This window comes from Acidisoma silvae, from assembly GCF_020618775.1.
Classification (GTDB): domain Bacteria; phylum Pseudomonadota; class Alphaproteobacteria; order Acetobacterales; family Acetobacteraceae; genus Acidisoma; species Acidisoma silvae.
In genome coordinates this window covers 22063-33591 of the sequence record NZ_JAESVB010000009.1, presented here as the reverse complement: position 1 = coordinate 33591, position 11529 = coordinate 22063, and the positions used below count along the sequence as shown (strand labels likewise).

The following is an 11529-nucleotide window of genomic DNA, read 5'->3' as shown; positions in this document are numbered from 1 at the left end:
CCTATGATCAACAAAGCCCGCCTTCATAAGCTGATGGATGATTTCATCCCCCATGGCGGCACGCCGGATGGCGGCATGCACCGGCTGACGCTCTCGGCCGAGGACGGTGCGGCGCGTGACCACCTGGCGGCCTGGCTGGCTGAGCAGGAGATGCGGCTGACCGTCGATGAGATGGGCAATATGGTCGGGCTGCTGGATTGGGCCGGCCCGGACGCGCCGGTCGTGATGACCGGCTCGCATCTGGACAGCCAGCCGCGCGGCGGACGCTTCGACGGCGCCTATGGCGTACTGGCCGCCTGCGAGGCGGTGCAGGCGGTGCGGGAGGCGATGGCCGCAAGCGGGAAAGCGCCGCGCTGCAACCTCGCCATTGTCGATTGGACGAATGAGGAAGGCGCGCGCTTTCAACCCAGCCTGCTCGGGGCATCCGTCTATACCGGAATGATGACGGCCAAGGACGCGCTCAGCCGGAAGGACGGCGACGGCATTACGGTCGCCGAGGCGCTGAAAGACATCGGCTATGATGGCCGCGACAAGCCTTTCCCTTATCCGCAGGCCTATATCGAGCTGCATGTGGAATGCGCGAAAGTGCTGGAGGCGAATGGCCAGCATTTTGGGGCCATCACGCGGCATTGGGGCGCGGTGAAATACCGGCTCGCCTATATCGGCCGGCAGGCCCATACGGGACCGACGCCGATGGCGGACCGGCATGACGCGCTGCTGGGCGCGGCGCATCTGATTTCCGCATTGGGCGCCATGCCGGCGCGCGCCGCCGGCACCTTGCACACCTCCGTCGGACGGCTGGAAGTATCCCCGAATTCCCCCAATGTCGTGCCGGGTGAGGCGGTGATGTTCCTGGAACTGCGCTCCAACGATCAGGCCGTGCTGGACTGGGCTGAGGCCGAGATGCTGCAAGCCGCCGATGAAGGGGCCGCCATCGCGCGCGTGACGCATGAGACGCGCTTCATCGACCGCCGTCCGGTCGGGTATTTCGACGAAGGGCTGGTGGCGCTTTCGACAGAATGCGCGGCGGAACTGGGGCATGACACCATGCGGCTCGACACCATCGCGGCGCATGACGGCATCTGCATGATCCCCATCTGCCCCTCCATCGTCGTCAATGTGCCGAGCGTCGGCGGTGTCTGCCACCATCCGTCCGAATATACCGCACCCGAGGATATCGAACTCGGCGTCGAGATCCTGGCCAGCATGCTTTTCAAACTCTGCGATGAAGGTTTGGACGTTTTGAAAGGTCGCGCGTGAGTATCGCGGACGCTGTTGCGGCGTCACCCTGGGCCGGCGCGGTTCTGCGCCCTGGCGTGGCCGCCGTTGCCTCGCCCATGTGGCAGGCGGTGGAATGGTCCAATGCAATCGCTGTTAAAGGGAGCGAGCAGGTCTTCTTCAAATGCCTGGAGCCCGATATGTCAGGCGCAATCGACGCTGTTGCGGCTTACGACGGTGCCGTGGCAGCGGCCGGGCAGAACGTCGGCCCGGATGTGCTCTTCGCGTCACCCGATCGGCAGGCCGTCGGATTTCAGTATCTCGCCTCGCCGTGGCGCAATGCCTGGCTGGGCGATCTGCAAAATGCCGATGTTCTGGCCGCTGTGATTGCGGCCAAAAAGGCTTTCCGCGAAGCAGTGCCACTGACCAGGGCGTGGGACGTGTTCGCGGAAATACGGTCCTGGCTGGCGCGGGCGGCGGCCCGCGGCACTGCGCTGCCGGGTGACATGCCGGAGTTGGCGCGGACAGCCGGACAGATCGAACAGGCGATTGCCGCATCAGGCTTCGACCGTGCACCCGGTCATAATGACGGTCAGGCGTCCAATATCATGCTGGGGCCAGGGGGCGCCGTCATGCTGGTCGATTTCGACTGCGCCGGCATGAGCGACCCTTATTACGATCTCGCCTGTATCCTGGGCGAAGCCTGCCTGTTCGAGGCGGATTGGCGCGCGGCCATTGCGATGCAGGATGGCAGTTGCACGGAGAGCGCGCTGCTCCGCTGCCGCGCCTATAGCGTGGCCGATGACCTGCTCTGGGGCCTGCGCGGGCTTGTTCTGTCCAAGATCTCGCCCCGGCGCGGTCTTGAATTCCTCAAATACGGCGAATGGCGCCTGCTGCGCGCGCGCTCTGCGTTGCGCGATACGCAGCTCGCCCAGCACCTGCATCGGATCTAGCCCATGGAACGCAGATTGGGAGAGGCGGATACGGAAGCCGAGATTGACCTGGAAGCAGCGGTCAGCCGCGTCTCCGCCTGGGCCGGGCAGGATCTGCGCTATGCGCCGGTGTCAGGCGGCATCAGCAATCCGAATTGGCGCGTCTGGCTGGGCGACGATCCCGCCAGCTTCTTCGTCAAAATCCCTGGTAAAGGGACGGAGATGTTCATCGACCGCGCGGCCGCCCTGGATGCCAGCCGTAAGGCGGCCTCTTTAGGCATAGGGCCGAAAGTTTACGAATATCTGGCGGCGGACGGGATTGAGATTTCGGACTTCATCGAGGGACGCCGGTCCTGCACGCATGTCGATTTTCGCAATCTTGACCTTTGCCGCACGGCGCTGGATGTGTATCGCCAATTGCATGACGCGGCGCCGCTGGTGCTGACCAAGACGGTTTTCGACATGATCGACGAGCATGTCGATCAGGTCAGGACGCTCGGCGGCTGGGTGCCGCCTGATTTCGCCTGGCTGGATCTGGAATATCGCCGTGCGCGGGCGGCGCTGGAAGCCTCAGGCCTCGATCTCGTGCCTTGTTTCAATGATCCGATGGCCGGCAATTTCATGGTGGACGATGCCGGCACCATCATGCTCATCGACTACGAATACGCCTCCAATAACGACCGCTGCTACGACCTCGGCATCTGGTTCGGCGAGATGTTTTTTGATGAGGCAACGGAATACGCGCTGATCGAGCATTACTTCGGCCGCGCGGACCCCGCGACCGTTGCCCGTGTCACCGTCCATAAGGCGCTGGCGGACGTGAAATGGGCGACCTGGTCCATGGTGCAGCAGAAAGTCTCGGCTCTCGACTTCGACTTCTACAAATACGGCGTCTGGAAGCATATGCGCGCCCGCGCGGTTTTCCATGATCCGCGCTGGGAGACCTGGCTCCGCGCCGTGTAGACGATGGAATTGACCCGGATACCCTTTCATGCGCGGCGACGCGAAAGTGTTTCGCCGGCTTGACGTGGGCAGAACTAGGAGCGCGGCAAGCTTGCCGTCGCCGCACGACAGCGCACCACAGCACTCGGAATTGAACGCGATATTGTGCAAGCTTTCCGGAGCGGCCTTGTTGCCGACCATGCAGTTCCAATCTCCTGTCAAGATTTGCAACTTAGCAAGACGGAGGCCCACTATGCCCACAAGTGCAGAAATTGATGTCAAAGCGTCAGAAAAGCCTGTCCCCGGTGAAAAATTCATCATTCAGCTTCAGGAGAACAGCGAAATGCTGGGCCTGCTCGATGATGGGCGTAGCTTTCGCTTCAAGGCCCCATCTGCGACCGAGCAAGATTACCAGCAGGAAAATAAAAGCCTGACTGTGGTCGGTCTCAAGCTTGATGAAGCGGATAGCGGTGAAGATCGCCTGGTTGGCATGTTGAGCTACCGCGCTTAAGCAAGGTCGCGCCGATCATTCGGTCACGGCGGCTGGCCGTGACCGAACCCGCCATTGCCATGACTCTTGAAGCGCCTCATGCCCGCAAAGTAAAGCCAGACAAGGAGAAGGCCATGGAGGTGCTATTTTCTCGCTTCGCACAAAAAACGGGCGTTCTTCTTGGCAGGCCATTAACTTTCGTGACGGCCTGCCTTGTTATTATTGTCTGGGGTGTCACGGGGCCGCTGTTTCATTATTCCGACACATGGCAACTTGTCGTTAATACAGGCACCTCCGTCATTACGTTCTTGATGGTGTTTCTCCTTCAGCATGGGCAAAATCGCGACACGCGGATGATTCAAATTAAACTCGATGAACTCATCCGCGCCAATGAAACAGCGCGTAATGCTCTCCTCGGTCTTGAAGATTTAAGCGATGCCGACATGCGCCTTATTCAAGCGCGGTTTGCCGCGCTCTCTAAAGCCGTCGCCCTCCCCGAAGAACTCGATGAAGTGGAAGAGGACCTGGGGAAAGCCACAGCCAACCTGCGCAATGCGCGGCGTCGCATTGCCGATACGCTCAGCACTGATCCGTAAGCGCATTCATTGCCGCGACCTTGGGACAGCATATGCGTCCGGCGCCAAAAGAATTTGCCAGCAAAGAATGAGCATTCAGGAATGTTGCGTCGGTCGTCACGAAGACGTCCCGTTTTTCGTTTATATGGCTCCAGATCGCTAGAACGTCACATTTAGCGTTACGCCAACGATGACGGCCAAACCATCCAGGCGCACGCGGATCTAGTCCGAGATTCTCACAAAACAGGTCGTAGGAAAATTCAACCTCGGGGTGGAGCAGACCATGGAGCTGCCGCTCCAAATCGCCTTCGTCATGCGCGACCAATGCGCAATCCAGAAATCCAATATCCAAATACAATTTCGGCAAAACCAGCGGCAAGTGGCCAATGTTCAGCTCTGCTCGCCGTTTCTCAAAAATACTGAATGTTTCCGCATAATGAAGCCCTCCTTGTTTTTCTGAAGGAGACAGGGCGATAACTCCTAGCTCGATGCGGCCTTCGTTATGAGCCTCGATCAGAGCGCGCATAGGCTCGACCGCTGACCCATCATGCGCCAGCGCGATGAGGCAGGTCGGGTCGACTGTAAACCGAGGGACAGATGCCATGGCGCCAATTTATCTGCTTTAAGTGGCATGGTCCACGGCCGAGAACCCGGCGCTCCGTTCAAAAGCAAGGCAAGGCCCTTGGCCTGAGGGATAGGGGCGACGTGAATTCCGGATCGATTAAGAGTCGCGCGACCAAGCGCCTGAGCACTAACTCGTTTGAATAATTGGTATTATATAGTTAAGCCTCCAAACAAGGCCTAGATATTTGGCAGTAGAAGCCGCCTGTTTGTTGAAGCTAGCTCAAGATGAACGCCTATATTTTGGCGCAACCTCTGAACAAAAGAACAATATCCTGGGCCGATAGCTGAGGGCCGAGCACGAATGCTCTCCACAAAGACAAGCCTGCTGAATAAAATAACCCGATAAATAACTACTTTGAGTTTTTGTTCTTAGAAAAAACTTTTGAATTTTCTAAAAAATGGCACTAAACCGCTTTACGCTAAGTAATTGGGATAGGGCAGGGCGGTTCTCTATTGTCACGAGACTGGACTGCGCCTAATCCCGAAAGCGTCGGATTGAGGTTTAAAATGTCAGGCACCAACGGTCATCACACTGCCGTTTTGATTTGGGTTCATCCTAGCTTGCGTGTTCCTTTGGCGCTGGATTGGGCATCTGATGTTCCCATGGGCAGCCGATACCCTGATGCTGTCGCCGCCATGGATGCTGCCGTCGCTTTAATCAAAAGCGGCTGCTTTGCAGAGTTGCAGCCTCATGTCGTCGAAATCGCCATGAAACGCGATCAGGAATCAGAAGATTCTATTTGCGCGGGACCGCATTCAATCCACTGACGGACGGAAAACGGCGAAAAACTTAGCCGCCGCGTTTACTGTCAGGCGTTACGACCGTCCAACCAGCCGCCAGCGCACCCTCTTGCAGGCTGGGCAAAAATGTCTTGGTGAAATAGTCTTTGCCCTTATCCTGTGCAGGCCAAGGTTCGCCGGCAAAACGGCGGGCAATAAGATGAAAAAACGCGATCCTATCCGGCGAATCGAGGTCTTCGCCGGCCTCCCAATAGGCGCTTTTCAGTGTTCTGACGAAGGTCAGATCTGGCTGGACCACGGCTGCAAGAGCTTCAGGGCTGGATGGGCAGATCCCCAGATAGCGGACAAGCACATGGGTGAGGCGCTCCAAGATCGGGCTGCTCAACGGTTTTATCGTGCGCGCCATCGACGCTCTCCTAGAGTTTTGCCGGCCATCATGGGCATCGTTTACGGCTGATCTCTGTCCTTGTCACGATGCGGCGCCTTGTCCGAGATGCCCAGCCTCCGGCATTTTTCGGAGCAGAATTTGACGGCATCCCAATCCCGCGTCCACTTTTTCCGCCATGCAAACGGCCGAGCGCACGCGACACATATCTTCGTTGGAAGGTGAGGTTTCTTGTGCGCCATATCGTCCGCTGACGGTTCCAAAAAACGTGTTTGTTGGACGTCTATGCCCTTTGGCTCAGGATTTAAACGCGTTGCATATAAGACGGCGGGCGACCGATATGACTTGGCACGCGTAAAATTCTTGCGGAAGCCTCCAGGCGCGACTGTCGCAGATGCTCCGCCAATGCCGAGGCGGCATTGGCAAAATCCCGATCCAGCATGGCGGCCAGAATTTCCGCGTGAGCATATAGCATAGGGGGAACCTCGGGCCGGTCCTGTTCAATGCCAAAGGCGAGATGGCTGGTGATCAGCGGCAATTGGCAACGATAAAGAACGTCACGCAATTGGCTATTGGCACAGCGCAGGACAACGCCGTGATGGAGGTCGATTTCCAGCTGATGCAAAAGGGGCGGCGGACAGGCCCGTTTCTGCTGCAATGCGTCGACAACGCGCTGCTGCATCACGCTTAGCTCGGGCAATGTGACAACAGTGGCTGCCTGCAAAAGGGCCGCAGGCTCGAGCAGAATTCTGAGCTCGAAGAGCTCGACGATATGGTCTCTGGTCAAAGGGCCTGCATACCAACGGGCATTGGATTCCCGCCGCACAATGCCGACACGTTCCAGACCGACCAGCAGTTCATTGGCAACGGTGCGGCTGACACGGTAGTGCTGCGCCAGGGCCTGGGTCTTGATCTGAAAATGCCCAAACAACAGCCGCCCGGCAACTTCCCGCTCCAGATCTGGATAGATGCGATTGCGCCATGTACGAAACCTGACGGCATCCTGCATGGCATGAGGGACGATGTCCTGAATCTCGGCCTTTGACAGATTATGCTCTGCGCCGATCGGGCCCGCCACGACAAAGCCGCGCAGCGAGCGGCGGGCGACGAGCCCGGATTGCTCCAGGGTTGCCAAAGCACGAAGGACCGGAACACGGCTGATCTCAAAGGCTTCCGCTATGGCGGAGGGCCGCAGAATGGCGCCACCGCTGATCGCCCCGGACCGAACGGCCGCCTGCAATGCCTCGGCGACCATCTCATGAATGTGCCGGCGTCCATCGGGTGGTTTCAGACCCTGGTCATCCGCAGCCACCACATCCGCCAAGATCACCGCATCGCTCCAATTTTGCATATTGCATGCATTATTTAATTAGATTAGCGTTTGTATAAGCGGTAGTGAAGCGCCCAACAAAAATAATGCGGGGATTGTCTCGTGAAAAAACTCTATCTGGCACTGAGCTTGCTCAGCCTACAGGTTGTGCAGCTTCCCGCTGCTAGAGTAACCTTGGCGGCAGAACCGGCGAAAATAGGGGTCGATTACTCCCTTTTGACCTCGCCCTTCTGGACTGCCTATGATCGATACATCAAATCCTTTTCCAAAAGCATGGGCATTTCTATCCTGGCGCCAGTCAATTCTGACCAGGACTCTGCCAAGCAGATCACCGACATCAACAATCTCATCAATCTTGGCGCCGGCGGTCTGATCGTCTCGCCGATCGATTCCGCCGGTATCGCACCCGGCCTCAATGCAGCGGCGCGCAAGCATATTCCGGTCATCACGGTTGATGTCGCGCCTGACAAAGGCCCTGTTGCCATGGTGGTGCGTGCCGATAATCGCGCTTATGGCGAGCAGGCCTGCCACTATATCGGCGACCACGTCAAACAGGGCAAAGTCGTCCAGATCATGGGCGACGTCGTGTCAGTCAATGGTCGTGACCGGACGGAAGCCTTCCATAGCTGCATCAAGGCCAATTATCCCGGCTTAACGGTGCTCGATATCCCAGCCCAATGGAAATCGGACGTCGCGGCTGCCGGTCTGGACAGCCTTCTGCCGGCCAATCCCGATATAAAGGCGATCTATATGCAGGCGGGCGGCGTTTATCTGGCCGCGACATTGCAAGCCTTGAAGCGGCATAAGATGCTGCATCATACCGGTGATGCCGGCCATATTGTCATTGTCAGCAATGACGGAATTCCGCAGGAACTTGCCGCCATTCGCTCGGGCGAAATCGACGCGACGGTATCGCAACCCGCTGATCTCTATGCAAAATATGGACTATTTTACACGCAGGCGGCCATGGCCGGAAAAACCTTCCAGACTGGCCCCACGGATCATGGCAGCAAGATCGTGCAAATCGCCCCCGGTATCCTGGAAGATGAATTGCCGGCGCCCCTTATTACCAAGGCCAATGTTGACGACAAAAGCCTCTGGGCGAACCAGCTCTGAGCGTGGCCTGAGCCTGTGCAGACCATCGATGTAACGCCGGTCGTGGAAGCGAGAGGCATCTCAAAGCGCTATGGTCCCACCACAGCGCTTCACGATGCCAGCTTTCGGGTCATGCCCGGAAAATCTCATGCCTTGGTCGGGCGGAATGGCGCCGGCAAATCGACGCTCGTCAGCATCCTGACCGGATTGAGGGCGCCTGATACCGGAGATGTCCGGTTCGCCGGCATGGCTGCGCCACCGCTTTCTGATCGTGCAGGCTGGCGCAAGCAGGTCGCCTGCGTCTATCAGCATGCGACGGTCATCCCGGGGCTCACGGTTGCGGAAAACCTGTTCATTAACCGCCAGCCGGGCCGCGCTGGCATGATCAGCTGGCGTGAGATGAGGCGCCAAGCGCGTGCCTTGCTTGACCGCTGGCGCATTGATGTCGCGGTTGATCAGACGGCCGAGAGTCTGAGCGTCGAATCCCGGCAGCTTGTCGAAATTGCGCGCGCACTCTCCCATGGCGTGCGCTTCGTGATTTTGGACGAACCCACCGCCCAGCTGGACGGCATAGAAATACGCCGCTTGTTCGACCGCATGCGGGAACTGCAACAGGAAGGCGTGACCTTCCTCTTTATTTCCCATCACCTGCAGGAAGTCTACGAGCTGTGCCAGGCAGTGACGGTTCTGCGGGACGCACGTCATATTCTGACGGCGCCGGTAGCGGACCTGCCCAAGACGAAACTCATAGAGGCCATGACCGGTGAGGCAACGGCGCTCAACGCTATCGCGGCAAGCCCATCGCGCCGATCTGCCGCCCAGGCGGCTCTGGCAATGGATGACGTATCGGGCCTTACCTATCAGTCCGTGACTTTGGCGGTTTCTGCCGGTGAAATCGTCGGTCTCGCCGGGGCCACCTCAAGCGGCCGCACCGAAATCGCGGAAGCCGTCGCAGGCCTGAGCTGTCCTGCAAGTGGGAGCATCCGCATCCATGGACAGCAGCTTGCCCTGGGCGACGTGCCAGCCGCTTTGGCACTTGGTGTGGGCTGTGTGCCGCAGGACCGGCATCGTCAGGGCCTGGTTCTCGGTCAATCCATTGCTGAGAATGCAACCATGACGATCAGCCGCGGGCTCGGCCCGATGGGTTTCATTGTCCAAAGCCGCAGGCGGGTGGCGGCGAGGGCAGCGATCACCCGCATGGGCGTGGTGACCAGCGGGCCAGATCAACCTGTCTCCGCCTTGTCGGGAGGCAATCAGCAGAAGGTTGTTCTGGCGCGCGCCATGGCAAGCAATCCGGATATCCTGGTTCTGATTGATCCGACAGCGGGCGTTGATGTCCGGTCCAAGGTGCAACTGCTTGGGATCATCGAAGAGCAAAAGCAGATCGGGAAGGCCATTCTGCTGGCCAGCGGCGAGATTGAAGATCTGAGACTCTGCGACCGCGTTCTGGTCATGCACCACGGCAAGCTGGTCGCTGAATTTTCCTCAGGATGGGATGATCACGCCATGATTTCCGCCATTGAGGGCGTGTCCTCCGATGTCCGGTAACCGCAGTTTCTTGACCATAGGTCAGGCTACATTCGGCCGGTTAAGGGAACTTGCGCTGCTGCCTGCGCTCGTTCTGCTCCTTGTCATCGGCACGCTGATCAGTCCAAGCTTCATGACCGAAGCCAATATCGTCAGCATTCTGGGCTCGTCGGCGGCACTTGCCTTTGTCGTGCTCGGGGAATCACTCGTCATTATCGTCGGAAAATTCGATCTTTCGCTTGAATCGGTTGTCGGCATTGCGCCCGCAATCGGCGCCATGCTGGTCATTCCCAAGGCTTCAATGGGTTTCGGCATAGGCTTGCCGACAGGCATAGGGATGCTGGTTATTCCGCTGCTGGGTGGGTTGATCGGCCTCCTCAATGGCTTTCTGATCGTTCAGTTGCGGCTCAACGCCTTTATCGTGACGCTGGCAATGCTTATCGTTTTGCGGGGCATTCTGGTAGGCGCGGCGGGCGGGGGTACCGTCTTTGACATGCCGGACGCCTTCCTGGTTCTGGCGACAAATACGCTTTTCGGCCTGCCTTTGTCGGTGTGGGCGGCGGGGCTTGCTTTTGCCGTCGCGGCGTTTGTCTTGCGCTATCACAGGCTTGGCCGCGCCCTTTACGCCATCGGCGGCAATGCGGAAGCGGCGCGCGCCGCCGGCATTCGCGTCGAACGCATTACCTGGGGTGTCTTCGTCGTGTCAGGTATTCTGGCCTCGATCGGCGGTCTGGTCGTGACGGGCTATGTCGGCGCCATCAATGCGAACCAGGGCAATGGCATGATATTTACGGTCTTCGCCGCGGCCGTCATCGGCGGCATTTCCCTCGAAGGGGGAAGTGGCACGATGTTCGGTGCCTTGACCGGTGTTTTGCTTCTCGGCGTTGTCCAGAATCTTCTGACCTTGACTCAGGTTCCCTCGTTCTGGATTCAGGCCATCTATGGCGGAATCATCTTGCTGTCGCTCATGCTGTCCCGTGTGACCACGCGCTCATAATTGATTGGGAAACCTCCATGGCTCGCATTCTGGTCTACGGTGACTCAAATTCCTGGGGCTATGAACCCGTGAAGGGGACACGCTTTCCCACAGGAACGCGCTGGCCTACGGTGATGCACGCGCAGCTCGGGTCAGACTGGGAGTTGATCGAGGAAGCGATGAATGGCCGGACGACGGCTTTCGAGGATCCGATTGAACCTTTCCGCAACGGCGCGACCTATCTTCCGCCCTGCCTGTTGAGCCAAAACCCGATCGACGTCGTTATCATCGCGCTTGGCGTCAATGACCTAAAGCGGCGCTTTTCCTTGTCTGCCTATGACATCGCATCGGGCGCCGGCCGGCTTGCCGGGCTTGTCAGAACATACGCGACTGATCCATCGGGGTTGCCACCCCATGTCATTTTGGTCGCTCCCGCGCCGCTCTCGCGGCTCAGTCATCTGTCTGACATGTTTGCCGGAGGAACCGAGACATCCTTGGATCTTAAAGAAAAGTTCGAAGACAAGGCCCGAGAGCTGAATGTCAGCTGTATCGCCATGGGTGACAGCATCTCATACTCGGATCTCGACGGCATTCACCTTGATGCCGAGGGTCATCAGATTTGGGGTCAGCGTATGGCGGTTTTCGTTCGGTCGGTCATGACTCAAAAGATGCCGCCTGCGATAGGATAGGCGGA

14 protein-coding genes are annotated in these 11529 nt (G+C 58.5%); 10 read left to right on the top strand and 4 right to left on the bottom strand.

Annotated features, from left to right (window positions below; genetic code table 11):
- Nucleotides 1-3 precede the first annotated feature (3 nt).
- The 5 genes from ASILVAE211_RS17310 to ASILVAE211_RS17290 all read left to right on the top strand — a co-directional run bounded on the left by ASILVAE211_RS17310 (nt 4) and on the right by ASILVAE211_RS17290 (nt 4178).
- Nucleotides 4-1260: a Zn-dependent hydrolase gene (locus tag ASILVAE211_RS17310; protein ID WP_227322605.1), complete on the top strand. Its 1257-nt coding sequence runs from the start codon at nt 4-6 to the stop codon at nt 1258-1260.
- Nucleotides 1257-2171 (top strand): phosphotransferase family protein, encoded by a 915-nt coding sequence (locus ASILVAE211_RS17305; RefSeq protein ID WP_227322604.1) that lies wholly within the window; start codon nt 1257-1259, stop codon nt 2169-2171. Before ASILVAE211_RS17310 ends, ASILVAE211_RS17305 begins: the two co-directional genes overlap by 4 nt.
- A 3-nt stretch (nt 2172-2174) precedes the next feature.
- Complete coding sequence (locus tag ASILVAE211_RS17300) at nt 2175-3113, top strand: choline/ethanolamine kinase family protein (RefSeq protein ID WP_227322603.1); 939 nt, start codon at nt 2175-2177, stop codon at nt 3111-3113.
- A 232-nt stretch (nt 3114-3345) separates the two neighbouring features.
- Nucleotides 3346-3603 carry a hypothetical protein gene (locus ASILVAE211_RS17295; protein ID WP_227322602.1) on the top strand — a complete coding sequence of 86 codons (258 nt, stop codon included), beginning with the start codon at nt 3346-3348 and terminating at the stop codon, nt 3601-3603.
- Between the two features lie 38 nt (nt 3604-3641).
- Complete coding sequence (locus ASILVAE211_RS17290; protein WP_227322601.1) at nt 3642-4178, top strand: low affinity iron permease family protein; 537 nt, start codon at nt 3642-3644, stop codon at nt 4176-4178.
- Here ASILVAE211_RS17290 and ASILVAE211_RS17285 read toward each other — a convergent pair.
- Complete coding sequence (locus ASILVAE211_RS17285) at nt 4162-4683, bottom strand: hypothetical protein (RefSeq protein WP_227322600.1); 522 nt, start codon at nt 4681-4683, stop codon at nt 4162-4164. The genes ASILVAE211_RS17290 and ASILVAE211_RS17285 overlap by 17 nt on opposite strands.
- A gap of 605 nt (nt 4684-5288) precedes the next feature.
- On the opposite strand from ASILVAE211_RS17285, the gene ASILVAE211_RS17280 reads away from it, so the two are divergent.
- Complete coding sequence (locus tag ASILVAE211_RS17280) at nt 5289-5549, top strand: hypothetical protein (RefSeq protein WP_227322599.1); 261 nt, start codon at nt 5289-5291, stop codon at nt 5547-5549.
- Between the two features lie 22 nt (nt 5550-5571).
- Here ASILVAE211_RS17280 and ASILVAE211_RS17275 read toward each other — a convergent pair whose 3' ends face one another.
- The 3 genes from ASILVAE211_RS17275 to ASILVAE211_RS17265 all read right to left on the bottom strand — a co-directional run bounded on the left by ASILVAE211_RS17275 (nt 5572) and on the right by ASILVAE211_RS17265 (nt 7162).
- Entirely contained in the window at nt 5572-5928 is a 357-nt protein-coding gene (locus ASILVAE211_RS17275) for a hypothetical protein (RefSeq protein ID WP_227322598.1), read from the bottom strand.
- 41 nt (nt 5929-5969) lie between these two features.
- Nucleotides 5970-6149, bottom strand: a complete 180-nt coding sequence (locus ASILVAE211_RS17270) for a DUF2256 domain-containing protein (RefSeq protein ID WP_227322597.1) — start codon at nt 6147-6149, stop codon at nt 5970-5972.
- A 62-nt stretch (nt 6150-6211) separates the two neighbouring features.
- Entirely contained in the window at nt 6212-7162 is a 951-nt protein-coding gene (locus ASILVAE211_RS17265; RefSeq protein WP_227322692.1) for a GntR family transcriptional regulator, read from the bottom strand.
- Nucleotides 7163-7339: 177 nt separating this feature from the next.
- Between ASILVAE211_RS17265 and ASILVAE211_RS17260 the strand changes: the two genes are divergently transcribed.
- Genes ASILVAE211_RS17260 through ASILVAE211_RS17245 form a run of 4 tightly spaced genes read left to right on the top strand, consistent with a single transcriptional unit; the run spans nt 7340 to nt 11524 of the window.
- Nucleotides 7340-8353, top strand: coding sequence for a sugar ABC transporter substrate-binding protein (locus ASILVAE211_RS17260; RefSeq protein ID WP_227322596.1), 1014 nt, complete (start codon nt 7340-7342; stop codon nt 8351-8353).
- A 15-nt stretch (nt 8354-8368) separates the two neighbouring features.
- Nucleotides 8369-9880 (top strand): sugar ABC transporter ATP-binding protein, encoded by a 1512-nt coding sequence (locus tag ASILVAE211_RS26355; RefSeq protein WP_227322595.1) that lies wholly within the window; start codon nt 8369-8371, stop codon nt 9878-9880.
- Nucleotides 9881-9890: 10 nt separating this feature from the next.
- The gene (locus tag ASILVAE211_RS17250; protein ID WP_227322594.1) at nt 9891-10856 is read left to right on the top strand and encodes an ABC transporter permease; all 966 of its coding nucleotides are present in this window, start codon (nt 9891-9893) and stop codon (nt 10854-10856) included.
- Nucleotides 10857-10873: 17 nt separating this feature from the next.
- Entirely contained in the window at nt 10874-11524 is a 651-nt protein-coding gene (locus tag ASILVAE211_RS17245) for an SGNH/GDSL hydrolase family protein (RefSeq protein ID WP_227322593.1), read from the top strand.
- The last annotated feature ends 5 nt before the right edge of the window (nt 11525-11529 follow it).